This window comes from Variovorax multivorans, from assembly GCF_051216835.1.
GTDB lineage: Bacteria > Pseudomonadota > Gammaproteobacteria > Burkholderiales > Burkholderiaceae_C > Variovorax.
This window is the reverse complement of record NZ_JBPJZL010000004.1, coordinates 548,644-574,771: the sequence shown is the minus strand read 5'-3', so window position 1 is coordinate 574,771 and position 26,128 is coordinate 548,644. Positions and strand designations below refer to the sequence as shown.

Below are 26,128 nucleotides of genomic sequence, written 5' to 3'. Positions count from 1 at the left end.
CGCCTTCTTTCAGCGCAGCGCGAACGCCAGCGTCACCGCCCCCAGCGCCAGCAGGCCGAGGCCGGCGATGAAGACCATCTCGCCCCAGGCTTCGAGCCGCGCACCCGACCTGCGGGCGCGCATCGAGATGAAAGACAGCAACGCGCTGGCCAGGAAGACCAGCGCGTCGACGGCCAGCAGACGATCGATCAGCAGCCGCATGTCGTCGCGCGGCCCGAGGTGCCCGATAGACATCACGGTCATGCACACGCCGATCATGGTGGCCGACGTGGGCAGGATGTGCGCCGAGAGGCCGCCGACCGGCGAGCGTTCGTGGACCACTTCCAGCTGCAGCTTGCCTGGCGGCTTCATCGGGCCGTCGTCCCTTCGATCAGCCGATGCGAACCGGCACGAAGATCTTGTCTTCGCCGCGCTGGATCAAGAGCGCCACCGACTTGTTGCTGGCCTTGGCCACCACCTCGCGCACCTGCTCCACGCTCTGCGCCGGCGTGCCGTTGATGGCCAGCAGCACGTCACCCGCCTGCACCCCGGCCTGCGCCGAGGGACCGGCCGCGTCTTCGATCAGCAGCCCGTTCTCGACAGCGGCCTCGCGCTTTTCCTGCGGCTGCAGCGGACGCAGCGCCAGGCCCAGCTTGCCCTGGCCCACGTCGGCATCTGCCTTCGCGACCTTGGCGGGCTTCTCGCTCGCATCGCCCAGCTTGGCCTGCAGCTCCTGGCGTTCGCCCTGGCGCCACACTTCGAGCGTGACCTTCTTGCCCGGCGCCTGCTGGCCGATCACCGCGGGCAAGTCGCCCGAGGACACGATGGCCTGGCCATCGACCTTGCGGATCACGTCGCCCGCCTTCAGGCCCGCCTTGTCGCCGGGGCCGCCCTTCTCGATGTTCGAGACCAGCGCGCCTTCGGGCTTGTCGAGCTTGAACGAATCGGCAAAGGCCTGGTTCACTTCCTGCACCGCCACGCCGAGCCGGCCGTGCGTGGCCTTGCCGGTCGCGACGATCTGGTCCTTCACCTGGATCGCCACGTCGATCGGAATGGCGAACGACACGCCCTGGTAGCCGCCGCTGCGGCTGTAGATCTGAGAGTTGATGCCGACCACCTCGCCGCGTGTGTTGAGCAGCGGGCCGCCGGAGTTGCCGGGGTTCACGGCCACGTCGGTCTGGATGAAAGGCACGTAGCTGTCGTCGGGCAGCGAGCGGCCCTTGGCGCTGACCACGCCGGCCGTCACGGTGTTCTCGAAGCCGAAGGGCGAGCCGATGGCCAGCACCCATTCGCCGACCTTCAGGTCCTTGGTGTTGCCGAGCGCGAGCACGGGCAGATTCTTGGCGTCGATCTTGAGCACTGCGATGTCGGTCTTGGCGTCGGCGCCCAGCACCTTCGCTCGGAATTCGCGGCGGTCGGTCAGCTTGACGGTGACTTCCTTCGCGTCCTTCACGACGTGGGCGTTGGTGATGATGATGCCGCTGGGGTCGACGATGAAGCCCGAGCCCTGCGCGCGCACCGGCACCTCGCGCTGCTGCTGTTGCTGGCCGCGCGGATTGATCTGGCCCTGGAAGCGGCGGAAGAACTGGAACATCGGGTCATCGGGGTCGACGCCCTGGATCTCGGCGGCAGCCTCGTCGTCGGAAGCCTTCATGGTGCCGGTCACGCTGATGTTGACCACGGCCGGGCCGTCGCGCGAGGTGATGGTCGAGAAGTCGGGCAGCGTGACCATGGCTGCAGGCGCCACGGCGGTGGCATTGGTGGTCGGCGTGCCCACGGCACGGGCGCTGGTGTAGGCACCGGCACCAACGGCACCGATCACACCCGCGCTCGCCAGGGCAATCACCAGGGCGCGGGGCGAAGTCAGACGGGAGTTCATTTGTCGGTTCCTTTCAGGGCGCTTGGGCGCCAAAACGATGAAAGGAATGTCGTCGGTCTGACTTAAGCGCCGCTTAAACGCCCCGGCCCGCGGGAAAGCGCACGAGCACGCGCAGGCCCCCGAGGCCAGGTGACTGGTCGAGCGCTACCGTCGCCCCGTGCAGGTCGGCAATCGACTTGACGATGGCCAGGCCCAGGCCGCTGCCGGGCGCCTGCGTTTCGCCCGAGCGATAGAAACGGTCGAGCACGCGCTCGCGTTCGTCGGGCGGCAGGCCCGGCCCGCTGTCGTCCACGGTGAGCTCGGCCGCGTCGCCCTGGCGGGCTATGCCGATGTCGACCCGGCCCTCGATGGGCGTGTACTTGATCGCGTTTTCGAGCAGGTTGCGCAGCAGCATGCGCAAGGCCTCTGACTGGCCGTTGACCACGGCCGCATCGGCATGCGCGATGCCAATGTCGATGCCACGCGCCTGCGCGGCCGCAACCGCATCGGACACCGCGAGCCGCGCAACCTCGGACAGGTCGACCGGCTCGGGCTTGGCGCCGGCCGCCATGCTGGCCTCGTGCCGGGCCAGCGCGAGCATCTGCTCGACCAGCCGCGTGGCTCGGTCGATGCCCGCCACCAGGCGGCTCACGGCGAGGTCGCGCGACGCATCGTCAGGCGCGCGCTGCAGGCCCTGCACCTGCAGCTTCAATGCGGCCAGCGGCGAGCGCAACTCGTGCGCGGCATCGGCGACGAAGTGCTTCTGCGCATCGAAGGCGTGGCGCACGCGGTCGAAGAGCAGGTTCAGCTCCTGCACCAGCGGGCGAACTTCCTCGGGCAGGTTCTCCTCGCTCACCGGCGACAGATCGTCGGCCTGGCGCGATGCCACCTGTTTGCGCACGCGCGCCACGGGGGCAAGCGACCGACTCACGACCCACCACACGACCAGCATCAGCAGCGGCGCCATCAGCGCCACCGGCGCGATGGTGCGCAAGGCCAGCGTGCCGGCCATGTGGCGCCGCGCCGCCATGTCCTGCGCTACCTGGATCACCAGTCCGCGCGTCTGCATCGAGAACACGCGGTAGGTGGTGCCGCGCGCGTGCACGTCGGCAAAGCCGAGCACCGCGAGCTGCGGCAGCGCGGCCTCTTCGGCGGATTCGAAGATGCGCACACCTTCAGCGGTCCACACCTGCACGACGAAATCGAAGTTCTGTTCCCCCGTGCCGATGCCGCCTACCGCCGCACTCGGCGGAAGGCCCGCACGCAACGAGAGCGCCATCTGCTGCATGTGGTAGTCGAAGATGTCGTCGGCCTCGGCGAGCACGGTGCGGTAGGCCACCAGCGCCTGCGCGCCCGCGGCGAGCACGATGGCAGCAAGAAGGAACCACAGCAGCCGCGCGCGCAGCGATCCGGTCAGCGCCCTCTTCATACCTTCGGCACCATGTAGCCGACGCCTCGCACATTGCGAATGAGTTCGGCGCCGAGCTTCTTGCGCAGGCCGTGTACATAGACCTCGACCGCATTGCTGCTGATCTCGTCTTTCCAGCTATAGAGCTTTTCCTCGAGCTGGGCGCGCGACAGCACCATGCCGGGCCGCGCGAGCAGGGGCTCCAGCACGGCCCATTCGCGCGCCGACAGCACCACCGGCTGGCCGGCCACCGTGACCTCGCGCGTGGCCGGGTTGATGCTCACGCCCATGTGCTCGTACACCGGCTCGGCGCGCCCTGCCGCCCGGCGCAGCAAGGCGCGGATGCGGGCCAGCAGTTCGTCGAGGTCGTAGGGCTTGAGCACGTAGTCGTCAGCGCCGGCATCGAGGCCTTCGATGCGTTGTTGCACCGAGTCGCGCGCGGTGGCAATCAGCACCGGCATGCGCTGCTTGCGTGCGCGCAGGTTGCGCAGCACTTCGAGGCCGTCGCGCCGCGGCACGCCAAGGTCGAGCATCACGAGGTCGTATTGCTGGGTGCGCAAGGCCGATTCGGCGGCTTCGCCGTCTTTTACCCAGTCCACTGCGTACTGCTCAGCGCGCAGCAGGTCGAGTACAGCCTCGCCGATCATCACGTCGTCTTCTAGAAGGAGGAGTCGCATGGTTGTGTCCGTTTCGGGGGTTCGAGGCGCGGGCCACGGCCAAAGTTCAGATCAGAGCAACGAACGCACTTCACGCGCGGCCTCGAAGAGCAGCGGCAGCATGTCCCGCTGCAGGGTCTCTTCCTGATAGCGCGTGCCCGACAGCACCACATTGAGCGCGGCCACCGTGTGGCCCTGCATGTCGCGCAGCGGCACCGCCAGCGCCTGCACGCCGAGCTCGTGTTCCTCGCTGGCAAAACAATAGTCGTCCTTGCGCGCGCGGGCAATCAGCTGCCGCAGGCCGCGTGCCTGCGTCACCGTGTTGGGCGTGAGCCGCGCGAGGTGACGGCCCTTGAGCCACTGCGTGAACTGGGTCGGCGCCAGCGCCGCCAGCAGAACACGGCCGGTGGAGGTGGCATGCGCAGGCAGCCGTGCACCGAGGTGCAGGCCATAGGCCAGCACGCGCGTCGGCGTGCCGTAACTGCCGCTGCGAGCGACGATGACCACCTCTTCTCCGTCGAGCACCACCGCCGAGAACGACTCGCCGGTCTGCGCCGCGAGCCGGTTCAGCGTGGGCTGCAGCGCGCGCGGCAGACGCGACGATGCGAGATAGCTACCCGAGAAGCGCAGCACCTTCGGCGCCATCCAGAAATAGCTGCCGTCGGTTTCCAGGTAGCCCAGGTGGGCCAGCGTCAGCAGATGCCGGCGAGCCGCGGCGCGCGTGAGGCCGGCGCGCTCGGCGGCCAGCGTGGCATTGAGGCGCTGGCGCTCGGTATCGAAGCTTTCGAGAACCGCCATTCCCTTGGCGATGCCCTCGATGAAGTCGGCTTTGGCGATGGTCATGCGTCGGTGGTTCGTCGTCCGGTCGAAGTGTTGCGCGATCATCGCGCACGCGTTCGCATGATCGCACAGAGCCTCGCGAGCGGCCGCCACAGACGCCCGCATGCGCCCTACGCTCCACGAAACCCTCTCGGAGACACGAACATGCGCACCCAGGTCGCGATCATCGGCGCCGGCCCCGCCGGCTTACTGCTCGGGCAGCTTCTGCACAAGGCTGGCATCGACAACGTCATCGTCGAACGCCAGAGCGGCGACTATGTGCTGGGCCGCATTCGCGCCGGCGTGCTGGAGCAGGTCACGATGGACCTGCTGGCGCGTGCCGGCGTCGATGCCCGCGCCAAGGCCGAAGGGCTGCCGCACGAAGGCATTGAGCTGTTGTTCAAGGGCGCGCGCCATCGCATCGACATGCACGGCCTCACGGGCGGCAAACAGGTGACGGTGTACGGCCAGACCGAGGTGACGCGCGACCTGATGGAAGCGCGCACGGCCGAGGGGCTCACCACCATCTACAGCGCGGCGAACGTCAGCCTGCACGACTTCGATTCGGGCAAGCCGCGCGTGCGCTACGAGAAGGACGGCCAGACGCACGAGATCGAATGCGACTTCATCGCCGGCTGCGACGGCTACCACGGCGTGAGTCGCGCGAGCGTGCCGGCCGATGCGATCCACACCTACGAGAAGGTCTACCCCTTCGGCTGGCTCGGTGTGCTGGCCGACGTGCCGCCGGTGTCGCACGAGCTGATCTACGCGAATACCGAACGCGGCTTCGCGCTGTGCAGCATGCGCAGTGCCACGCGCAGCCGCTACTACGTGCAAGTGCCAACTGAAGAGCGCGTGGAAAACTGGAGCGACGAGGCCTTCTGGAACGAACTGCGCGCGCGCCTCGACCCCGAAGCACGCGAACGGCTGGTGACGGGACCTTCGCTCGAAAAGAGCATTGCGCCACTGCGCAGCTTCGTCGCCGAGCCGATGCGCTTCGGCTCGCTGTTCCTGGCAGGTGACGCGGCGCACATCGTGCCGCCTACCGGTGCCAAGGGGCTGAACCTGGCGACTGCCGACGTGGGCTATCTCTCGCGCGCTTTCGAGATCTTCTACAGCGAGAAATCAGCCTCAGCGCTGGACCGCTACTCCGACCTGTGCCTGCGCCGCGTCTGGAAGGCCGAGCGCTTCTCGTGGTGGTTCACCTCGCTGATGCACCGCTTTCCGGAAACGGGCGCCTTCGGCCAGAAGATCCAGGAGGCTGAGCTCGACTACCTGGTGCATTCGACCGCTGCCTCCACCGCGCTGGCGGAGAACTACGTCGGCCTGCCGCTGGAAGACTTCTAGGCGGCCGCCGAAACGGTGTGCCCTTCGAGCGTGGCCTTCATGGCCGCCCCGCCCTGCTCCATCATCGGCCCGATGTAGGCCGCCATGGCGTCGGGCAGCACGTCGGTGATCCAGACGAAGCGCGAACGGCCCGCGCCTTCCTCGAACACCTGCGCCGTTGCGTGGTGATGCGCGGCCTGCCCGCCGGTGACGGTATAGGCCAACCGGCGATGAGCATCGTCGATGCCGACCAGCACCTCGCGCGCAACGAGGCCGTTGGCAAAAGTGAGGATGCGGGCACCCTCGGCATCGATCATGCAGCCGGTGAGAAAGCCCGGCGCCAGCCGCGTATGCACTGCGCTGAAGTCGCGCAACGCATCCCACACATGGGCTGCATCCGCCTCGACGATGAATTCCTTGTAAACCGTGGCCATGGCGAGCCTCGCTTCAGGGGCAGACAGCTTCGACGTTGTTGCCGTCGGGGTCGATGAGAAAGGCCGCGTAGTAGGTCGGGCTGTAGTCGGGTCGCGGGCCTGCGCCGCCGTTGTCGGTGCCGCCCGCCTTCAGGCCGGCCTTGTGGAAGGCCGCCACGGCCTCGTGGTTCGACGCGCGGAAGGCGATATGGGTGCCGGGCCCTTTCGCTCCCTTGGCCGCATAGAGCCACAGCGCGGGCTCGTCGGCCGGGCCGATGCCGGCATAGCTGTCGTCGTGCGGGCCCGGCACGTGGCCGAGCGGTGCGAGCGCGGCTTCGTAGAAGCGGCGGCTCGCGGCGAGGTCTTTGACTTTCAGTCCGATGTGGTCGTACATGATGGCTTCCTGCTCGATGGATGGATCAGGCGGTCATCATGGAAGAGCGCGGCAATGCGGTCTTGGAAAATCTTGCGGTCACCCTGGGCCGCCTTGCGGAAGCTCCCCGGCGATACGCCGGCTGCGCGGTGAAAGGTGCGCACGAAATTGCTGAGGTCGGCAAAGCCCACATCGAGCGCAACCTCGGTCACGGGCCGGCTGTCGTCGTCGGCCAGCAGGCGCGCGGCATGCCGAAGGCGCGAGCGCACGAGGTACTGGTGCGGCGTGACGCCCAGCACCTGCGAGAACAGCCGCAGGAAATGGAAGGAACTCAGGCCGGCCTCGGCAGCCGCGCCGTCGAGGCCGATGTCGTGCTGCGAGTGGGCGTCGATCCACATCGCGGCATCGACCGCGCGGCGGCGGTCGCGTGGCACAGCGACAGGTGCTGTCTTGGGCTTGGTCTGATCGGACACGACTTCAACGAAACGGCTCGCGAACCACATGCCCAGTTCGTCCAGGCCCACGTCGCTCTGCCCATCGGCCGCGGCCTGCGCGAGCTCGCCGATGACCACGAGCTCGGCCAGGGGCGGCAGGCCGCCGGTGCGCCAGGTCTTCCGGTCACCGCCGATCAGGTCGACGAAGCCCGGCGACAGGTGAAAAGCCAGGCACTCGTCGCCGCAGACATGGTGGTCGTGCGTGCAGACGTATTCGTCGCCCGGGCAACCGACCAACACCGAACCGGCGACCAACTCGTAGGCATGGCCCCGCGTGCGGTAGCCGAAGCTGCCCTTGCGCACGTATGAGACCGAATAGCCTTCGTGCAGCTCGGTGAAGGGCTGCGCGTCGGGACCCGCGTCGCAGCGGTAGCTGGAGACGCGGATCGGGTCGGTCTGCAGTTCGGTGGTGACGAGCATGGACGGCGCCTTTCTGTCCCACGGAAACGATTGCTCAATCGACCGTTTGCATGGCCTGCCAGACACGCGCAGGACTCAGCGGCATGTGCAGGCGCGGTGCGCGCGTGGCGAGGCCGTTGCGCGCGAAGGCGTCGGCCACCGCATTCACGATGGCCGGCGTGGCGCCGATGGTGCCGAGCTCGCCCACGCCCTTCACGCCCAGCGGGTTGTTCTTGCAAGGCGTCGATTCGTCCATCTCCATGTTGAACATGGTGTCGACGATGTCGGCACGCGGGGCCGCGTAGTCCATCAGGCTGCCGGTGACGGGCTGGCCGGTTTCGTGGTCGTACACCACCTGCTCGTAAAGCGCCTGCCCGATGCCCTGCACCGCGCCGCCTTCGAGCTGGCCGCGCACGATCATCGGGTTGATGACGCGGCCCACGTCGTTGACCGAGCTGTAGGCCACCACACTGATTTCGCCGGTGGGCGGATCGATCTCGATCTCGCAGATGTGGCAGCCATTGGGCCAGGTCGGACCGGCCACGGTGCTGGTGGAGTCGACGAAGATTTCTCGCTCGGGCTGCTTGGCGGCGAGCGCGAAGAGGTCGAGTTCGAGGTCGGTGCCGGCCACGTTGAAGATGCCGCGGCTGTAGACGATGTCGTCGATGGAAGCTTCGAACTCCTGCGCGGCCAGTTCGCGCGCCTTGTCGATGGTGCGCTCGGCGCCGATGCGCACGGCCGAGCCGCCGGTGAACAGCGAGCGCGAACCGGCGCTGCCGAAGCCGTCACCGCGGTCGGTGTCGCCGAGCACAACACGCACCTTCTCGATGGGCACGCCGAAGGCATCGACCGCCAACTGAGCCAGCGAGGTCGCAATGCCCTGCCCCATGGCATTGACGGCGGAGAACACCTCGATCACGCCATCTGCCTGCACCGAGACCGTGACGCGCTCTTCGAACACGTTGCCACCGGTCCATTCGAGAAACGTGGCAATGCCCAGGCCGCGGTGCTTGCCCTTGCTGGCCGACTCGGCCGCGCGGGTCTCGAAGCCCTGCCAGTCAGCGAGCGTCAGCGCCTGGTCCATCACCGACTCGAAGTTGCCGGTGTCGTAGGTCTGCGCCATCGGGTTCTTGTACGGCATCTGCTCGGGGCGGATGAAGTTGCGGCGGCGCAGCACGATGCGGTCGATGCCGGTCTGGCGCGCGGCCTCGTCCATCAGCCGCTCGATGGTGAAGATGGCCTCAGGGCGGCCAGCGCCGCGGTAGGCGCCGGTGGGCGCGGTGTTGGTGAGCACCGCCTTGAAATGGAAGTCGATGGTCTGGATGTCGTAGACGCTGGTCTGCACCCAAGGGCCAATCAGCAGCTGGATCGCGACGCCGGTGCCAGTGGCGTACGCGCCGACGTTGGCGAGGGTCTTGATGCGCAGGGCCAGGATCTTGCCGCTGGCGTCGAGCGCCATTTCGGCGCGCGCCTCGATGTCGCGGCCGTGCGCACTCGAAAGAAATTCCTCGCTGCGGTCGGCCACCCACTTCACCGGCCGGCTGACTTGCAGCGCGGCGAAGGCGACGGCGATGTCTTCGGGGTAGGCGCCGGTCTTCATGCCGAAGCCACCGCCGACGTCGCCCACCACCACGCGCACCTTTTCCTTTGCAAGGCCGATGGCGGCGCAGACGGAATCGCGAACGCCGGAGGGCATCTGCGTGCTCATGCGGATCATGAGGCGGCCAGTTTCGCCGTCGCGCACCGCAAGCACGGAGCGCGGCTCGATCGTGAGAGCGACCACGCGCTGGTTGTTCACGTCGAGCGCAACGACGTGGCTGGCCTTGGCGAAAGCGGCGATCGCGGCCTCGCTGCTGCCGTGGCGCATTTCGGCGGCTACGTTGCCGGAGGCCTCTTCGCACAACTGCGGCGCGCCATCGGCGGTGGCGCTTGTGAGGTCGACGACCATGGGCAGATCTTCGTAGTCGACCACGATGGCTTCGGCCGCATCGCGTGCCTGCTGCACCGTGTCGGCCACCACGGCGGCCACCGCCTCGCCTACGAAGCGCGTGCGCTCGTGCGCGATGGCGTAGCGTGGCGGGCTGGCGCTGTCGCTGCCGTCCGCACGCTTGAAGCCCGCGGCGCCCGGCATGGGCTTGACGCCAGCCTCGGCCATTTCCGCGCCCGTGATCACACGCAGCACGCCGGGCATGGCGGCGGCGGCACTGGTGTCGATCGAGACGATGCGTGCGTGCGGGTAGGAGGATCGGAGGAAAACGAGATGCGCCTGATCGGGAAGCGTAACGTCGTCGGTGTAGCGGCCGGCGCCTGACAGCAGGCTTTCGTCTTCGAGGCGGCGTACCGCCTGGCCGCTGCCGAAGCGCGTGGGATTGGGTTCAGTGGTCAACGTACGTGGTCCTCTTGTGCTCATCCCCGGCGTATGTGCGGGCCTGCCTGATTTGCGTGGGTCTGCGAATGCAAGCTGCGCACTATAGGGTTTCCGGCGGGTTTTGTGGTGCCGTGGTGTGTGAGCCGAACCCTTGTGGCGGTGTCGGCAGTGTGCGATTTTCGCCCAACTGGATTGGAATTTGCGAAGCCGTGTATACCTACGCCCATGCGACAACTGCCCTGGCTCGAACCCGGAGATGCCCTGCCCGATCCTGCATCGGCCTGGGGCGTGACCGACCCCGTCCCCGGCTTGCTGGCGGCCGGCGGCGCACTCGATGTCGATACTTTGATGCAGGCCTACGGCAACTGCGTCTTCCCGTGGTTCAGTGAAGACCAGCCGATCCTCTGGTGGAGCCCGGACCCTCGCATGGTGCTGCAGGTGGCGCAGTTCAAGCTGCACCGCTCGCTTCGCAAGACCCTCACGCGCTTTGCACAGACGCCGGGTTGCGAGGTGCGCGTCGACCACGATTTCGCGGCCGTCATCAAGGCCTGTTCGGGCTCGCCGCGCGTGGGCCAGTCGGGCACGTGGATCGTGCCGGACATGGTGAAGGCCTATACGAATTTGCACCGCGCCGGCCACGCCCACAGCGTCGAAACCTGGATCGACGGCGAACTCGCGGGCGGGCTCTACTGCGTTTCGCTGGGCTGCGCGGTGTTCGGCGAGTCGATGTTCACCCGCCGGCCGGACGCTTCGAAGATTGCGCTGGCCGCGCTGGTGTCGCTGTGCCGGCATTCCGGCGTCCAGATGATCGACTGCCAGCAGAACACCGCCCACCTCGCGAGCCTCGGCGCCCACGAGATGGCGCGCAGGCGCTTCGTCGCGCACGTGGCCAGGGCGCGACAACAAGAGGGCCCACGGTGGCGATTCGACCCCGTATACTGGTCTGAACTCCTTTCCGCGCGACCTCTTTCCCCGACGTGACGCACCTCAAGGACCTCCCGCTTCACACGCTGCAGTTCTACGCGACGGCGCCCTACCCCTGCAGCTATCTGCCGGACCGGCAGGCCCGCTCGCAAGTGGCCACGCCCAGCCACCTGATCCACAACGACGCCTACTCCGACTTGGTGCTCAGCGGCTTCCGGCGCAGCGGCATGTTCACCTACCGGCCCTATTGCGACGGTTGCCGCGCGTGCATCCCGCTGCGCGTGCTGGCCAACGACTTCCGTCCCACGCGAAGCCAGCGGCGTGCGGTGAAGCAGCATGCCGACCTGCAAGCCCGCGTGCTCAAGCTGTGCTTCATGCCCGAGCACTACCAGCTCTACCTGCGCTACCAGAACGGTCGCCATGCGGGCGGCGGCATGGATCACGACAGCATCGACCAGTACACGCAGTTCCTGCTGCAGAGCCGGGTCAACTCGCGGCTGGTGGAGTTTCGCGAAACGCTGCCCGACGGCAGCGCCGGTGCGCTCAAGATGGTGTCGATCCTCGATGTGCTGAACGACGGCATCTCGGCCGTCTACACCTTCTACGAACCCGAGACCAGCGCGGGCTACGGTACTTACAGCGTGCTCTGGCAGATCGAACAGGCCCGCAAGCTGGGGCTGCCGCACGTCTACCTCGGGTACTGGATCGAGCACAGCCCGAAGATGAACTACAAGGCGCGCTTCTCCCCGCACGAAGTGTTGGTGGATGGACATTGGCAGGCGCCGAGCAATTTCACAAGGTAAAATGGCGCCCGGTCATCACCGCAAAGCGCCATGAGAAAAAACCAATCCGACATTCCCGCCGTTCCCGTGATCCAGGTGATCGAGCGCATGTTCGCGCTGATCGATGTCCTGGCATCCCGCGAGGAGGCCATTTCGCTGAAGGAGATCAGCGAAAAAACCGGGCTGCACCCGTCGACCACGCACCGCATCCTCAACGACCTGGCGGTCGGCCGTTTCGTCGACCGGCCCGAAGCCGGCAGCTATCGGCTGGGCATGCGTTTGCTGGAACTGGGCAATCTGGTCAAGGGCCGGCTCAACGTGCGCGACGCCGCCCTGGGCCCGATGCGCGAGTTGCACAAGCTGACGCAGCAGCCCGTCAACCTGAGCATGCGCCAGGGCGACGAGATCGTGTACATCGAGCGCTCCTATAGCGAACGCTCAGGCATGCAGGTGGTGCGCGCCATCGGCGGCCGAGCTGCCCTTCACCTCACCTCGACCGGCAAGCTGTTCCTGGCGGCGGACGATCCGCAGCGCGTGCGCAGCTACGCCACGCGCACGGGCCTTGCCGGCCACACGCGCAACAGCATCACCCAACTGCCGGCACTGGAGCGCGAACTGTCGAAGGCGCGCCAGTACGGCATTGCCCGCGATAACGAGGAGCTGGAGCTGGGCGTGCGCTGCATGGCCGCCGGCATCTACGACGACCAGGGCAAGCTGGTAGCGGGCCTGTCGATCTCCGCACCGGCCGACCGGCTGGACGAGGGCTGGCTGCCCAAGCTGCAGGCCACGGCCAATGAAATCTCGGGCGCGCTGGGATTCAAGGACGGTACGGCTGCGACGCCGTCGCCTTCAGGCAGCACCCCGCCAGCGGGCGCCTGACCCGGGACCCACGCCCAAAAGCAAACAGGCCCTGTGAAGGGCCTGTTTTCGTTACAGCCTGCGGTTGACCAATCAGCCTGCGACCTGATAGGCAGCATTGCGCGACGAAGCCGCCGGCGAACCGACGGAATGCGTAGCCTCAACCCAGCGGCGAACCCGCTCGGCGTCTGCGATGCGGCTGAACTTGCCGGCCGAATCCAGGAACACCATGATCAGCTTGCGCCCGGCGACCTTCGCCTGCATCACAAGGCATTGGCCAGCTTCAGAGATGTAGCCCGTCTTCTGCACGCCGATTTCCCAATCGGGGCTCTTCACGAGGCGGTTGGTGGTGTTGAACTGCAGCACGCGGTTGCCGACTTCGACCTGGTATTCAGGCGATGTGGACAGCGAACGCACCGTGGCATCGGAGTAAGCGGCATTGACCAGCAGCGCCAGGTCTTGCGCGCTCGACTGGTTGCTGCTCGACAGGCCGGTGGGCTCCACGTAGCGCGTGTCCTTCATGCCAAGCATCTTGGCCTTGGCGTTCATGATGCTCACGAAAGTCGTCAGGCCACCTGGGTAGGTGCGGCCCAGCGCATGCGCGGCGCGGTTTTCGCTCGACATCAGCGCCAGGTGCAGCAGTTCGCCGCGCGACAGCGTGGTGCCGACCGTCAGGCGCGAGCTGCTGCGCTTTTCGGTGTCGACGTCGTCCTGCGTGATCGTGATGAGCTCGTCGTTCGGCAGATGGGCTTCGCTGATGAGCAGGCCGGTCATGAGCTTGGTGAGCGACGCGATCGGCAGCACGGCATGGTCGTTCTTGCTGAACAGCACTTCGTGGGTGTCCTGGTCGATGACCAGCGCGACGCTCGACTTCAAGTCGAGCACGTCTTCGGTGCCATGCAGGCCGGCCATCTGGCCGAAGGACTGACGCGGGGACGCCTCGACGACGCGAACCACCGAGCGGCGCTGCACGGCCACCACGGTCTTGCCATTCTTCTTGTGGATGGTGGCCACTACATTGCGGCCACCGCGAACGACCTTCTCGGCGCGCTCAGTCTTCTCGGCACGGCCGCCGCGCTTGGCGACAACAACGGGAACAGGGCCGCGCGCGGTCTTGGATGAAGCGGCGTTGCGCTTGACTTCCACCGGCACCGGACCCTTCGCCTTCTTGGCGACGGTGGTCTTGGCGGCAGCGGGCTTTTCCTTCTTGGCTGCCTGGGCGCCAGGCAGCAAAAACGCCGTGGCGCACAGCGCGACGGCGATGAATTTGAACGCGGGTAGAAACCGCTGGCTGGAAACTCGGCGTAGACGGGCTTCGGGCATTAATAAATCTCCAGCGGCGACAAACGAGGACCGCAGTGTATCCAAATCAAAAAAAGCACGCAATATCAGTTACTTGCATCCTCTTCTTCAATCGAATACCAAGGATCGCCTGAAAACCTAACCTTGTGCTGCAACTCTCTCAGCTTGGCTCTGTAACTTATTGAGCGCACTCAAATAAGCCTTTGCCGAAGCAACCACGATGTCCGGGTCTGCACCCACACCGTTGACCACCCGCCCTGCGTTTTGTAACCGGACTGTAACTTCTCCTTGGCTTTCCGTCGAGCCGCTGATGGCATTTACAGAGTAAAGAACCATCTCGGCGCCGCTTTTTACATGCGACTCGATGGCCTTCAGGGAAGCATCAACCGGGCCATTCCCGTCGGATTCACCGGTGACTTCCTTGCCCTGGACGGTGAACACGACCTTCGCCTGGGGGCGCTCGCCGGTTTCGCTGTGCTGGGAGAGAGAGACGAAAGCAAACTGCTCACCAACGTTCGACACCTCTTCCGCGCTGACGAGCGCGAGGATGTCCTCGTCGAAAATTTCGGACTTGCGGTCGGCCAGCTCCTTGAAGCGCAGGAACGCGGCATTGATGTCGCCTTCGCTGGCCATGGTCACGCCCAGTTCCTGCAGGCGCTGCTTGAATGCATTGCGACCGCTGAGCTTGCCCAGCACGATCTTGTTGGCCGTCCAGCCCACATCCTCGGCACGCATGATCTCGTAGGTGTCGCGCGCCTTGAGCACGCCGTCCTGGTGAATGCCCGAGGCATGCGCGAAAGCATTGGCGCCCACCACTGCCTTGTTGGGCTGCACCACGAAACCGGTGGTCTGGCTGACCATGCGGCTCGCGGCCACGATGTGCTGCGTGTCGATCCTCAGGTCGAGCCCGAAGTAGTCCTTGCGGGTCTTCACCGCCATGACGACTTCTTCGAGCGAGCAGTTGCCCGCGCGCTCGCCCAGGCCATTGATGGTGCATTCGACCTGGCGCGCGCCGCCGATCTTCACGCCAGCCAGCGAGTTGGCCACGGCCATGCCGAGGTCGTTGTGGCAATGCACCGACCAGATCGCCTTGTCGCTGTTGGGAATGCGCTCGCGCAGCATCTTGATGAAGTTGCCGTAGAGCTCGGGAATGGCATAGCCGACGGTGTCGGGCACGTTGATGGTGGTGGCACCCTCGTTGATCACGGTTTCGAGCACGCGGCACAGGAAGTCCGGGTCGCTGCGGTAGCCGTCTTCGGGGCTGAACTCCACATCAGCCATCTGGTTGCGTGCGAAGCGCACGGCCAGCTTGGCCTGTTCGTGCACCTCGTCGGGCGACATGCGCAGCTTCTTTTCCATGTGAAGCGGCGAGGTGGCAATGAAGGTGTGGATGCGTCCGCGGGCCGCGCCCTTCAGGGCTTCAGCCGCGCGAGCGATGTCGCGGTCGTTGGCGCGCGAGAGGCCACACACCGTCGAGTCCTTGATGGCATTGGCAATCGCCTTCACAGCCTCGAAGTCGCCATTCGAGCTGGCGGGAAAGCCGGCCTCGATGACGTCGACCTTCAGCCGCTCCAGCAGCTTGGCAATACGCAGCTTCTCGTCGCGCGTCATCGAGGCGCCGGGCGATTGCTCGCCGTCGCGCAGGGTAGTGTCGAAAATAATAAGTTGGTCGGTCATCGTGGGTCTCCGTTGTTCATCCCCCACGCGCACCCGACCAAGGTCGGCGCGGCAGCGTCAGGCGACTTCAACCGCCGATTGTGCTCCGTGCGCGCCCCGGGTCCGTGCACGCTGCACGCCCGAAACAATCGCTTTCAGCGACGCCGTGATCACGTTCGCATCGATACCCACGCCGAACAGCGTCTGGCTTTCATCGACGCGCAGCTCCAGGTAGGCCACCGACTTCGCGTCGGCACCGGCGCCAATGGCGTGCTGGTGGTAGTCCATCACGCGCACCGTGTGGCCGGTGGCCTTGCTCAGTGCCTGCGTGAAGGCATCGATGGGGCCATTGCCGCGGCCTTCGATGGTGTGGACTTCGGCATCCCACGGCAGATCGCCGCGCAGCACCACGGAGGCGTTGGCGCCCTCGCCTTCTTCCTCGATCACGCGGTTCTGCAAGGACTGCGCGGTTTCAATGCCGTACTCGCGCACGAACAGCTGCCAGAGGTCAGCGGCCGTGAGCTCCTTGCCAGCGACGTCCATCACGCGTTGCACGGTCTGCATGAACTCCATCTGCAGGCGGCGCGGCATCTCGATGCCGTACTCACTCTCGAGCAGGTAGGCCATGCCGCCCTTGCCGGACTGGCTGTTCACGCGGATCACGGCTTCGTAGCTGCGGCCCACGTCCTTCGGGTCGATGGGGAGGTAGGGCATGTCCCAGATATCGCCTTCCTTGCGCGCGGCGAAGGCCTTCTTGATCGCGTCCTGGTGCGAGCCCGAGAACGAGGTGTAGACGAGGTCGCCTACATACGGATGGCGCGGATGTACCGGAATCTGGTTGCAATGCTCGACCGTGGCGCGGATCTCGTCGATGTTCGAGAAGTCGAGCTCGGGCGAGACGCCCTGCGTGTAGAGGTTGAGCGCAACGTTCACGAGGTCGAGGTTGCCGGTGCGCTCGCCATTGCCGAACAGGCAGCCTTCGATGCGCTCGGCGCCAGCCATCAAGGCCAACTCGCCAGCGGCGGTGCCGGTGCCGCGGTCGTTGTGCGGGTGCACGCACAGCACGATGGAGTCGCGGCGCGCGAGGTTGCGGTGCATCCACTCGATCATGTCGGCAAAGATATTCGGCGTGGAATGCTCGACCGTGGTTGGCAGGTTGACGATGCACTTGCGCTGCGGTGTCGGTGCCCAGACCTCAGTCACCGCATCGACCACGCGCTTCGAGAACACGACGTCGGTGCCCGAGAACATTTCGGGCGAGTACTGGAAGGTCCACTGCGTGTTCGGCTGCTTGGCGGCGAACTCGTTGAACATGCGCGCGTGGCTGCTGGCGAGTTCGACGATCTGGTCTTCGTCCATGTTGAGCACCACGCGGCGCATCACCGGCGCGACGGCGTTGTAGAGGTGCACGATGGCGCGCGGAGCGCCCTGCAGCGATTCAAAAGTACGCGCAATGAGGTGGTCGCGCGCCTGCGTCAGCACCTGGATCGTCACGTCGTCGGGAATGCGGTCTTCCTCGATGAGCTTGCGCACGAAGTCGAATTCGACCTGCGAAGCCGAGGGAAAGCCGACTTCGATTTCCTTGAAGCCGATGGCCACGAGGGTTTCGAACATGCGCATCTTGCGCGCGATGTCCATGGGCTCGACCAACGCCTGATTGCCATCGCGCAGGTCGGTCGACAGCCAGATCGGCGCCTTGGTCAGCACGGCATCGGGCCAGGTGCGGTCCTTGAGGCCGATCGGGGCGAATGCGCGGTATTTGCTTTGAGGTTGCTTGAGCATGTCGATTTCTCTGAGATGGTTGGTGATCAACCAGCAACCCCAAAAACAAACGGCCCGTTGCTGGTGCGAACGGGCCGTGGTGAGGGATTTGCGCGTGCGCTACCGTCTCCGCCCGTGAGGGAGGGCTAGTAGAGCCAGCAGCGAAATCTTGGTCATGAGGGATGCGAATGTAGCACAAGCCACCGGGTCAGTTGTGCAAACCCCGTTCGTCGGGCTCTTCCGTCGAGGTGCTGATCACACTGACCGGCTGCCCCTTGGCCTTGCGCCATGCATAGACCACGTAGCCGCTCAGGCCGTAGATGACGAACAGGCTGAAAAGCACGGTCGGCGGATGGATGTTGATGACGGCAATGCCCAGCGCGATCAGCACGATCACCGCGAAGGGCACGCTCTTCTTCATCTGAATGTCCTTGAAGCTGTAGAACGGCGCGTTGGTGACCATCGTGAGGCCCGCGTACAGCGTGAACCCGAAAGTGACCCAGGTGATCTGCGTCCACGAGAGATACAGCACCTCGCCGCCGCGCTTGCCCCATTCGTTCACGAGCCAGATGAAACCCGCCACGAGCGCAGCGGCCGCGGGCGACGGCAGGCCCTGGAACCAGCGCTTGTCGACCACGCCGGTGTTGACGTTGAAGCGCGCGAGCCGCAGCGCCGCGCAGGCGCAGTACACGAAGGCCGCAATCCAGCCCCAGCGGCCCAGGCCCTTGAGCGACCATTCGTAGGCGATGAGCGCGGGCGCCGCACCGAACGACACCATGTCGGACAGCGAATCCATCTGCTCGCCGAACGCGCTCTGCGTATTCGTCATGCGGGCCACGCGCCCATCCAGGCTGTCGAGCACCATCGCGGCGAACACACCGAGCGCCGCGAGGTCGAAGCGCGCGTTCATGGCCATCACGACCGAATAGAACCCGCCGAACAACGCCGCCAGCGTAAACAGGTTCGGCAGGATGTAGATGCCTTTGCGGCGTTTGCGCGGCTGCACATCGTCGGGGAGCGTGTCGTCATGCATTGAATTTGCCTCCGTCCCTCATGGGCACTGCGCGAGCAGCTATCCATTCGATAGCATCTTGATCTTTGAATCGCATGGCTCGCAGTGTAGTTCAGGGGCTGCGTCGCCCCCGTCAAACAAAAGGGCCACCGCAACGGGTGGCCCTTGGGAAACGGGTGCCGAAGCACCCTCCTGGCTCGCAGATCAGTTGCGGGTCTGGTCGACCAGCTTGTTCTTCTTGATCCAGGGCATCATCGCGCGCAGCTTTTCGCCAACGACTTCGATCTGGTGCTCGGAGTTCAGGCGGCGGCGGCTGATCAGCGTGGGAGCGCCGGCAGCGTTTTCCAGCACGAAGCTCTTGGCGTATTCGCCGGTCTGGATGTCCTTCAGCACTTGCTTCATGACCTTCTTGGTCTCTTCGGTCACGACGCGCGGGCCGGTGACGTACTCGCCGTATTCGGCGTTGTTCGAGATCGAGTAGTTCATGTTGGCGATGCCACCTTCATAGATCAGGTCGACGATCAGCTTGAGCTCGTGCAGGCATTCGAAGTACGCCATTTCGGGCGCGTAGCCGGCTTCCACCAGCGTTTCGAAACCAGCCTTGATCAGCTCGACCGTGCCGCCGCACAGAACCGCTTGTTCGCCGAACAGGTCGGTCTCGGTTTCTTCGCGGAAGTTGGTCTCGATGATGCCGGCCTTGCCGCCGCCGTTGGCGGTGGCGTAGCTCAGCGCGAGGTCACGCGCCTTGCCGGTCTTGTCCTGGTGCACGGCCACGAGGTGGGGCACGCCGCCACCCTGGGTGTACGTGCTGCGCACGGTGTGGCCCGGGGCCTTGGGAGCGACCATCCACACGTCGAGGTCGGCGCGGGGCTGGACGAAGCCGTAGTGCACGTTGAAGCCGTGCGCAAAGACCAGCGAAGCGCCTTCCTTGATGTTCGGCGCGACGTCGTTCTTGTAGACGTTGGCGATCTGCTCGTCGGGCAGCAGGATCATCACGACGTCGGCGGCCTTCACGGCATCGGCGACTTCAGCGACCTTCAGGCCGGCCTTCTCGACCTTGGGCCACGAAGCGCCACCCTTGCGCAGGCCGACCACGACCTTGACGCCGCTGTCGTTCAGGTTCTGCGCGTGCGCATGACCTTGCGAGCCGTAACCGATGATTGCCACCGTCTTGCCCTTGATGAGGCTCAGGTCCGCGTCTTTGTCGTAGTAAACCTTCATGTGTATCTCTCCTAAAAAATCTCGAGCACCCGTAGCGGGATGCATTTCACTCAGAGGCCGGAGGAATTCCGGTCCTTCATTTGCTGGTTGATGGACACGAGGCTGTCGTGGATGCGGAACAGCACGATGAGCAATTCGCTGTAGATGCGAACGCCGATGGTGCCGAAGATCAGGACCGTGAAAGCCGGCAGGTACTGACGCTGGTACAGCGCCGCCACCGCAAGGACGATCACACCCAGCAGGCCGAGAAAGTAGAGCCCCCGGACGATCGCCGGAGTCACCATCTTGTCGAAACCGAGCAGACCTCGCATCACTCTTGCCTCATGTGTGGATGAACGTATGAACTGAGGGCGCTTTCACCCTCCTACACGCGCAGGATGCGCTCGCCGCGCCCGATGCCGCTGGCACCGGTGCGGACTGTCTCGAGGATAGCGCTACGTTCGATCGCTTCAAGAAAAGCGTCGTTCTTGCCGTGGTCGCCAGTGAGTTCGATGGTGTAGCTCTTGTCGGTCACGTCGATGATGCGGCCGCGGAAGATTTCCGCCATGCGCATCATTTCCTCGCGCTCCTTGCCGACCGCGCGCACCTTCACCATCATGAGCTCGCGCTCGGTGTAGGCGCCTTCGGTCAGGTCGACGACCTTCACCACTTCGATCAGGCGGTTCAGATGCTTGGTGATCTGCTCGATCACGTCGTCTGAACCGGTGGTGACGATGGTCATGCGCGAGAGGCTTGCGTCCTCCGTGGGCGCCACCGTGAGCGATTCGATGTTGTAGCCACGGGCCGAGAAAAGGCCCACCACGCGGGAAAGAGCACCCGGCTCGTTTTCCAGCAGCACTGCAATGATGTGTTTCATGTTTGCGTGACTCCTCTTTTCGCCGCCCTCCCCCACGCACGGTAATGCGCGGGCTCGGCGGGCAATAGATTCGTCAGTAAAGAGTTGAGCGAATGTTCCGCGGATCAGAGATCTTCGGAACCCAACAGCATTTCGGTGATGCCCATGCCGGCCTTCACCATCGGGAACACGTTTTCGGTGGGGTCGGTGCGGAAGTCCATGAACACCGTGCGGTCCTTGAGCTTGCGTGCTTCGCGCAGCGCGGGCTCCACGTCTTGTGGACGCTCGATCAGCATACCGACGTGGCCATAGGCCTCGGCGAGCTTCACGAAGTTGGGCAGTGCATCCATGTAGCTATGGCTGTAGCGGCCGGAGTATTCGATCTCCTGCCACTGGCGCACCATGCCCAGGTAGCGGTTGTTGAGCGAGCAGATCTTGATCGGCGTGTTGTATTGCAGGCAGGTGGACAGTTCCTGGATGCACATCTGCACCGAGCCTTCGCCGGTGATGGTGAACACTTCCGAATCGGGCTTCGCGAGCTTGATGCCCATGGCGTAGGGAATGCCCACGCCCATGGTGCCCAGGCCGCCTGAATTGATCCAGCGACGCGGCTCGTCGAAGCGGTAGTACTGCGCAGCCCACATCTGGTGCTGACCCACGTCCGACGTGATGTACGCGTCGGCGTCCTTGGTCATGTTCCAGAGGGTCTCGACCACGTATTGCGGCTTGATCACGTCCTTGTTGCCGCGGTCGTACTTCAGGCAATCGCGCGAGCGCCAGGCCTCGATGGTCTTCCACCAATCGGCCAGCGCGCCGGCGTCGGGCTTGGTGGTGCTCTCGCGGATCATCGAGATCAGTTCGGTGAGCACGTCCTTCACGTCGCCGACGATCGGAATGTCGACCTTCACACGCTTGGAGATGCTCGACGGATCGATGTCGATGTGGATGATCTTGCGTTCGTTCTGCGCGAAGTGCTTGGGATTGCCGATCACGCGGTCGTCGAAGCGCGCACCCACGGCCAGCAGCACGTCGCAATTCTGCATCGCGTTGTTGGCTTCGATGGTGCCGTGCATGCCCAGCATGCCCAGGAACTTGCGGTCGCTCGCCGGATAGGCGCCCAGGCCCATCAGCGTGTTGGTGACCGGGTAGCCGAGCATGTCGACCAGCGTGCGCAGTTCGTTGCAGGCGTTGCCCAGCAGCACGCCGCCGCCGGTGTAGATGTAGGGGCGCTTGGCAGCCAGCAACAGTTGCAGCGCCTTGCGGATCTGGCCGCCGTGGCCCTTGCGCACCGGGTTGTACGAGCGCATCTCGACCTTGTCGGGATAGCCCGTGTAAGGGACTTTCTTGAACGAAACGTCCTTGGGCACGTCCACCACCACGGGGCCCGGCCGGCCGCTGCGTGCAATGTGGAAGGCCTTCTTCATCGTCATGGCCAGATCCTTCGGATCCTTGACGAGAAAGTTGTGCTTGACGATGGGGCGGGTGATGCCGACCGTGTCGCATTCCTGGAAGGCGTCGAGACCGATGGCAGCCGTTGGCACCTGGCCCGAGATGATCACCATCGGGATGGAGTCCATGTACGCCGTTGCGATGCCGGTGACCGCATTGGTCAGGCCTGGACCGGAAGTGACCAGTGCCACGCCGACTTCGCCGGTGGCGCGCGCATAGCCGTCGGCTGCGTGAACAGCGGCCTGCTCGTGACGCACCAGCACGTGCTGGATGGTGTCCTGCTTGTAGAACGCGTCGTAGATGTAGAGAACCGCGCCGCCGGGGTAGCCCCAGACGTACTGGACGCCTTCGGCCTGCAGTGCCTTGACCAGCACTTCAGCGCCCATGAGTTCTTGCGTCGGGTTGCCTGCGCCTGAGGACGCGGCTGCTGCGGAAATGATTTCCGCCTTGGAGATTTCCATGATCAACCTTTGTTTATTTCGGGAACGAAATACCTTGGGTGCCCCTTGCCAACCCTTGTGAGGTCGCGCCAGGACTTGAGGCCAAAGCCATGAGCGGACTGATGTTCCGCCGGACCGTGACCCGTTTGCCTTTTGACTTGCAGGGCGGATTATGACATTTCCGGGCGTTCAGATTCGCTTCAGCTGCCTTGTAAAGCTACAAAGGCATAATCCGCGGCGGTAAACATACGCGATCGCTAGACCCTCTTCCCCACGCGGCGCGCCCTGCGCGCCCCCTCTCGCTTGGCCACTGAACAAGAACTCTCCGACTTCCTGAAAAGCGTTGAACGACGCGCTTTCAAGCGCTCGGTCTACCACGTGCGGGATGAAGAAGCGGCCCTCGATATCGTGCAGGACAGCATGATGAAGCTGGCGCAGCACTACGGCGACAAGCCCGCGGCCGAGTTGCCGATGCTGTTTCAGCGCATCCTGTCGAACTGCACGCTCGACTGGTTCCGCCGCCAGAAGACCCGGCGCGCCCTTTTCTCCAACCTCAGCGATTTCGACTCGGTCGACGACGACGGAGATTTCGACTTGCTGGAGAACTTCGTCTCGCCGACCGACTCTAGGGAATCGGAGAGCGCCGAAGACACGACCCGCCGCGCCCAGGTCTTCCACGAGATCGAGGAACAGATCGCAGCACTGCCGGGCCGTCAACGCGAGGCTTTCCTGATGCGTTACTGGGAGGAAATGGACGTCGCAGAGACGGCCGCTGCGATGGGCTGCTCCGAGGGCAGCGTCAAAACCCATTGCTCGCGAGCCGTTCACGCTCTGAGCAAGGCGCTCAAGGCCAAGGGAATATCGCTATGAACACTAAGGTTCCAACCTCAACATCCACCATCGCCGAAGACCAGTTCGGCCAGCGTCTGGTCGCCCGCCTTTCGGCTGGTAACCGAGAGCTGCCGCACGACATCGGCGAGCGGCTGCGCGTGGCGCGCGCGCAGGCCGTGGCCGCGCGCAAGCAGCCCCCACAGCTGCGGACTGCGCCCGTGGTGGTGCAGTCGGGCCATGCGCTCACGCTGGGTGGAAGCTGGTGGACCCGCATCGGCTCCGTGGTGCCGTTGATTGCGCTCGTGGCTGGCCTGATCACCATCAGCGTGATGCAGGACGACGACCGCGCCAGCGAGTTGGCCGAAGTGGATTCCGCGCTGCTGACAGGCGACCTGCCGCCCGCCGCCTATACCGACCCCGGTTTTGCCCAATTCCTGAAGGCCGACAACGCCTCCGACTGATTTTTCATCGACCGAATGCGACGCCGCTCCACCTCCAGCGCAAACACCCCCCGCCCGTTGCGCCCGCTCCCGGCGGGCGCAGTCGTTTGGGCAGGTGCGCTTGCAGTCGCAGCCTTTAGCCTGACGCTCGCCTGCGCTCAGCCTCCTTCCGAAGCAGCGATCAAAGCCGCGGCAGGCCCGGCTTCGGCAAGCTCCGCTTCGGCCACCAGCCCCAAGGCCATCTCGACGACCAAGCCTCTCTGGAGCGAACTCACAGCCGAGCAGCAGCAAGCCCTGAAGCCGCTGAACGCTCACTGGAATACGCTGAACGTCGGGCAAAAGAAGAAATGGCTGGCCCTGTCGCGCAACTTCGCGAGCATGTCGGCGGACGAACAGGCCACCCTGCACAGTCGCATGATCGAATGGACCGCCCTGAGCAATCAGCAGCGCGCCCAGGCCCGCCTGAACTTTGCCGAGGTCAAGCGCATTCCGGCTGACGAGCGCAAGGTCAAATGGGAGCAGTACCAGGCCTTGAGCGAGGAAGAAAAGCGCAAGCTCGCGGAACGCGCCCCACCCAAGCCACGCGGCGCCGCCATTCCCGTGCGGCCAGTCTCGTCCCAGAAGCTCGTGCCGGTGCCGGCCGTCACCCCCGGCGTGCAGCACACGCCCAGAATTCTGCTGGCCCCGCCGCCCGCCCCCACTGCCACACCGGCCACGATCATGGTGGCGTCGCCGCCGGAGCGCATGCCTGCAGCGGCGACACCGGCGGTTTCCATCCTCCCCGCCGCGCCTGCCCCGTCCAGCATCGCTTCTCCACCGGTCCCGGCCGAAGCCCAGGTGCCCGCGCCGTCGTCGGCAGCCGAGCCATCCTCCCCTGCCCCCTGATCCCAAGGCTTCGATGGTTTCCAGTTCTCCCGAGGCTTCGGGCCCAGATCAGCCCGCCTCGCCGATCCCTTCTGCATCCAGCGCTCCTGTTTCGATAGTGCCCGGCCTCTGGCGCCGTATGGCCTGCTGGCTCTACGAGGGCATGCTGCTGTTCGCGGTGGTGTTCGTTTCGGGCTGGCTCTTCAGCACGTTGGGCCAGATGCGCGACGCCATGGATTCGCGCCGCCATCTATTTCAGGCTTTTCTTTTCGTGGTGTTCGGCGTGTACTTCGTCTGGTTCTGGACCAAAGGTCAGACCCTCGCCATGAAAACCTGGAACATCCGCATCGTCGACGTGCACAACCAGCCCATCAGCCAACGCCGCGCGTTGGCGCGCTATCTGCTGAGCTGGGTCTGGTTCCTGCCGCCGCTGGCCGCCATTGCTCCCTTCAAGCTGTCGGGCGGCGAATCGACCGTCCTGATCTTCGGCTGGGTCGCAGTCTGGGCCCTGCTGGCTCGTTTTCACCCCGAGCGCCAGTTCTGGCACGACGCCTGGGCCGGTACACGGCTCATCACCTCCAAACCGATGAGTCGCCAATGAGTGCCTTGCCCAAGCTTCCCGATCCCGCTGTCAATCCGCAAAAAGCCCGCAAGGGCTTCGAACGCGTCTGGCATGCCACGCTGATCTCTCTGCACGGCCTGCACGCCGGCTGGAGCGAGCCCGCCTTCCGCCAGGAAGCCATCATGTCGATCGTGATGATTCCGGCCTCCTTCTGGCTCGGGCGCAGCTGGGTCGAGGTGGCGCTGCTCGCGGGCAGCGCCATCCTGGTGATGATCGTCGAGCTGCTCAACACAGCGGTGGAAGCCGCCATCGACCGCATCGGCCCCGAGTGGCACGACCTCTCCAAGCGCGCCAAGGACATGGGCAGCGCCGCGGTGCTGCTGTCGCTCACGCTGTGCGGCGGTATCTGGGCGGCGGCGTTGTGGCAACGCTTCGTGTCATGAGAAGGCCCGCGGGCTGCGGCATGATGGCAGGATGAATCCTGAATTTTCGATCTGTGTGTATTGCGGCTCGCGCCCCGGCGAGCGCCCTGAATTTTCCCAAGCCGCGCAAGCCGTCGGCCAATGGATCGGCCAGCACGGCGGCCAACTTGTCTACGGCGGCGGTCGCACCGGCCTGATGGGCACGGTGGCCGAAGCCACCCGCCTCGCCGGCGGCCGCGTGGTCGGCATCATCCCTAAGGCATTGGTCGACAAGGAATTGGCCAACCCGCTGTGCGACGAGCTGCACGTGGTCGACACCATGCACGAGCGCAAGGCCATGATGGGCGAGCGCGCCGATGCCTTCGTCGCCCTTGCGGGCGGCATTGGCACCTTCGAGGAATTGTTCGAGATCTGGACCTGGCGCCAGCTCGGCTACCACGACAAGCCCACCGGCATCCTCAACACCGCCGGCTACTACGACGGCCTGCTCGGCTTCCTGGCGCACAGCGTGCGCGAGGGCTTCATGGGCGAATGGCAGATGAGCCTGATCCGCACCGGCACCAATGTGCCTGAGCTGCTCACGGCATTGCGCGCCGAAGTGCCGCTCCATCCACGCGAAGACAGGCTGTCGGAAAACCTCTGACGACCATGTCGAAAGCCCCGTCGCCGGGGCTTT

27 protein-coding genes are annotated in these 26,128 nt (G+C 65.2%); 10 read left to right on the top strand and 17 right to left on the bottom strand.

Annotated elements, in window-relative coordinates:
• Positions 1-9: 9 nt before the first annotated feature.
• The 5 genes from ACSFCA_RS13100 to ACSFCA_RS13080 all read right to left on the bottom strand — a co-directional run bounded on the left by ACSFCA_RS13100 (position 10) and on the right by ACSFCA_RS13080 (position 4,744).
• Entirely contained in the window at positions 10-351 is a 342-nt protein-coding gene (locus ACSFCA_RS13100) for a hypothetical protein (protein ID WP_435459802.1), read from the bottom strand.
• Between the two features lie 19 nt (positions 352-370).
• Positions 371-1,858, bottom strand: a complete 1,488-nt coding sequence (locus ACSFCA_RS13095; protein ID WP_258355199.1) for a DegQ family serine endoprotease — start codon at positions 1,856-1,858, stop codon at positions 371-373.
• A 73-nt stretch (positions 1,859-1,931) separates the two neighbouring features.
• Complete coding sequence (locus tag ACSFCA_RS13090) at positions 1,932-3,266, bottom strand: ATP-binding protein (RefSeq protein WP_435459801.1); 1,335 nt, start codon at positions 3,264-3,266, stop codon at positions 1,932-1,934.
• Positions 3,263-3,922: a response regulator gene (locus ACSFCA_RS13085; RefSeq protein WP_093054459.1), complete on the bottom strand. Its 660-nt coding sequence runs from the start codon at positions 3,920-3,922 to the stop codon at positions 3,263-3,265. The genes ACSFCA_RS13090 and ACSFCA_RS13085 overlap by 4 nt, the downstream gene beginning before the upstream one ends.
• 51 nt (positions 3,923-3,973) lie before the next feature.
• A complete protein-coding gene (locus ACSFCA_RS13080) occupies positions 3,974-4,744 on the bottom strand; it encodes an IclR family transcriptional regulator domain-containing protein (RefSeq protein WP_093054457.1) in 771 nt (256 codons plus the stop codon).
• A gap of 141 nt (positions 4,745-4,885) precedes the next feature.
• Here ACSFCA_RS13080 and pobA point away from each other — a divergent pair, with 141 nt between their 5' ends.
• Complete coding sequence (pobA, locus tag ACSFCA_RS13075) at positions 4,886-6,067, top strand: 4-hydroxybenzoate 3-monooxygenase (protein ID WP_258355201.1); 1,182 nt, start codon at positions 4,886-4,888, stop codon at positions 6,065-6,067.
• Here the strand turns inward: pobA and ACSFCA_RS13070 are convergent.
• Genes ACSFCA_RS13070 through ACSFCA_RS13055 form a run of 4 tightly spaced genes read right to left on the bottom strand, consistent with a single transcriptional unit; the run spans position 6,064 to position 10,111 of the window.
• Positions 6,064-6,480, bottom strand: a complete 417-nt coding sequence (locus ACSFCA_RS13070; RefSeq protein WP_435459800.1) for an SRPBCC family protein — start codon at positions 6,478-6,480, stop codon at positions 6,064-6,066. The genes pobA and ACSFCA_RS13070 overlap by 4 nt on opposite strands.
• A 13-nt stretch (positions 6,481-6,493) precedes the next feature.
• Complete coding sequence (locus tag ACSFCA_RS13065; protein ID WP_258355203.1) at positions 6,494-6,853, bottom strand: VOC family protein; 360 nt, start codon at positions 6,851-6,853, stop codon at positions 6,494-6,496.
• The gene (locus ACSFCA_RS13060) at positions 6,832-7,746 is read right to left on the bottom strand and encodes an AraC family transcriptional regulator (RefSeq protein WP_258355204.1); all 915 of its coding nucleotides are present in this window, start codon (positions 7,744-7,746) and stop codon (positions 6,832-6,834) included. Before ACSFCA_RS13060 ends, ACSFCA_RS13065 begins: the two co-directional genes overlap by 22 nt.
• A 34-nt stretch (positions 7,747-7,780) precedes the next feature.
• Positions 7,781-10,111: a xanthine dehydrogenase family protein molybdopterin-binding subunit gene (locus ACSFCA_RS13055; RefSeq protein WP_258355205.1), complete on the bottom strand. Its 2,331-nt coding sequence runs from the start codon at positions 10,109-10,111 to the stop codon at positions 7,781-7,783.
• A gap of 207 nt (positions 10,112-10,318) precedes the next feature.
• On the opposite strand from ACSFCA_RS13055, the gene aat reads away from it, so the two are divergent.
• The 3 genes from aat to ACSFCA_RS13040 are packed head-to-tail and all read left to right on the top strand — an operon-like array spanning position 10,319 to position 12,678.
• Positions 10,319-11,074 carry a leucyl/phenylalanyl-tRNA--protein transferase gene (aat, locus tag ACSFCA_RS13050; protein ID WP_435459799.1) on the top strand — a complete coding sequence of 252 codons (756 nt, stop codon included), beginning with the start codon at positions 10,319-10,321 and terminating at the stop codon, positions 11,072-11,074.
• A complete protein-coding gene (locus ACSFCA_RS13045) occupies positions 11,071-11,820 on the top strand; it encodes an arginyltransferase (protein WP_258355207.1) in 750 nt (249 codons plus the stop codon). Before aat ends, ACSFCA_RS13045 begins: the two co-directional genes overlap by 4 nt.
• 30 nt (positions 11,821-11,850) lie before the next feature.
• Positions 11,851-12,678, top strand: a complete 828-nt coding sequence (locus ACSFCA_RS13040; protein WP_093054436.1) for an IclR family transcriptional regulator — start codon at positions 11,851-11,853, stop codon at positions 12,676-12,678.
• A 72-nt stretch (positions 12,679-12,750) separates the two neighbouring features.
• Here the strand turns inward: ACSFCA_RS13040 and ACSFCA_RS13035 are convergent, their stop codons facing one another.
• From ACSFCA_RS13035 to ACSFCA_RS13000, 8 genes are all read right to left on the bottom strand, one after another.
• Positions 12,751-13,980, bottom strand: coding sequence for a serine hydrolase (locus tag ACSFCA_RS13035; protein ID WP_435459798.1), 1,230 nt, complete (start codon positions 13,978-13,980; stop codon positions 12,751-12,753).
• A 117-nt stretch (positions 13,981-14,097) separates the two neighbouring features.
• A complete protein-coding gene (locus ACSFCA_RS13030) occupies positions 14,098-15,636 on the bottom strand; it encodes a 2-isopropylmalate synthase (RefSeq protein ID WP_093054432.1) in 1,539 nt (512 codons plus the stop codon).
• Between the two features lie 57 nt (positions 15,637-15,693).
• The gene (leuA, locus tag ACSFCA_RS13025; RefSeq protein WP_435459797.1) at positions 15,694-17,397 is read right to left on the bottom strand and encodes a 2-isopropylmalate synthase; all 1,704 of its coding nucleotides are present in this window, start codon (positions 17,395-17,397) and stop codon (positions 15,694-15,696) included.
• Between the two features lie 187 nt (positions 17,398-17,584).
• Positions 17,585-18,409 carry a CDP-diacylglycerol--serine O-phosphatidyltransferase gene (pssA, locus tag ACSFCA_RS13020; protein ID WP_093054430.1) on the bottom strand — a complete coding sequence of 275 codons (825 nt, stop codon included), beginning with the start codon at positions 18,407-18,409 and terminating at the stop codon, positions 17,585-17,587.
• 183 nt (positions 18,410-18,592) lie between these two features.
• Positions 18,593-19,609 (bottom strand): ketol-acid reductoisomerase, encoded by a 1,017-nt coding sequence (gene ilvC, locus ACSFCA_RS13015; protein ID WP_093054428.1) that lies wholly within the window; start codon positions 19,607-19,609, stop codon positions 18,593-18,595.
• A gap of 50 nt (positions 19,610-19,659) precedes the next feature.
• Positions 19,660-19,920: a DUF4282 domain-containing protein gene (locus ACSFCA_RS13010; protein ID WP_093054426.1), complete on the bottom strand. Its 261-nt coding sequence runs from the start codon at positions 19,918-19,920 to the stop codon at positions 19,660-19,662.
• Positions 19,921-19,973: 53 nt separating this feature from the next.
• On the bottom strand, positions 19,974-20,465 hold the full coding sequence (gene ilvN, locus ACSFCA_RS13005; RefSeq protein WP_007834236.1) for an acetolactate synthase small subunit: 492 nt from the start codon (positions 20,463-20,465) through the stop codon (positions 19,974-19,976).
• A gap of 104 nt (positions 20,466-20,569) precedes the next feature.
• Positions 20,570-22,354, bottom strand: coding sequence for an acetolactate synthase 3 catalytic subunit (locus tag ACSFCA_RS13000; protein WP_258355210.1), 1,785 nt, complete (start codon positions 22,352-22,354; stop codon positions 20,570-20,572).
• A gap of 282 nt (positions 22,355-22,636) precedes the next feature.
• Here ACSFCA_RS13000 and ACSFCA_RS12995 point away from each other — a divergent pair, with 282 nt between their 5' ends.
• The 6 genes from ACSFCA_RS12995 to ACSFCA_RS12970 are packed head-to-tail and all read left to right on the top strand — an operon-like array spanning position 22,637 to position 26,095.
• Positions 22,637-23,203, top strand: coding sequence for an RNA polymerase sigma factor (locus tag ACSFCA_RS12995; RefSeq protein ID WP_093054421.1), 567 nt, complete (start codon positions 22,637-22,639; stop codon positions 23,201-23,203).
• Positions 23,200-23,625, top strand: a complete 426-nt coding sequence (locus tag ACSFCA_RS12990; protein ID WP_258355212.1) for a DUF3619 family protein — start codon at positions 23,200-23,202, stop codon at positions 23,623-23,625. Before ACSFCA_RS12995 ends, ACSFCA_RS12990 begins: the two co-directional genes overlap by 4 nt.
• A gap of 15 nt (positions 23,626-23,640) precedes the next feature.
• Positions 23,641-24,489, top strand: coding sequence for a DUF3106 domain-containing protein (locus tag ACSFCA_RS12985; RefSeq protein WP_435459796.1), 849 nt, complete (start codon positions 23,641-23,643; stop codon positions 24,487-24,489).
• A gap of 13 nt (positions 24,490-24,502) precedes the next feature.
• The gene (locus tag ACSFCA_RS12980; protein ID WP_258355214.1) at positions 24,503-25,069 is read left to right on the top strand and encodes an RDD family protein; all 567 of its coding nucleotides are present in this window, start codon (positions 24,503-24,505) and stop codon (positions 25,067-25,069) included.
• Positions 25,066-25,473, top strand: a complete 408-nt coding sequence (locus tag ACSFCA_RS12975; RefSeq protein WP_093054413.1) for a diacylglycerol kinase — start codon at positions 25,066-25,068, stop codon at positions 25,471-25,473. The genes ACSFCA_RS12980 and ACSFCA_RS12975 overlap by 4 nt, the downstream gene beginning before the upstream one ends.
• Before the next feature lie 31 nt (positions 25,474-25,504).
• The gene (locus ACSFCA_RS12970) at positions 25,505-26,095 is read left to right on the top strand and encodes an LOG family protein (protein WP_258355215.1); all 591 of its coding nucleotides are present in this window, start codon (positions 25,505-25,507) and stop codon (positions 26,093-26,095) included.
• Positions 26,096-26,128 lie beyond the last annotated feature (33 nt).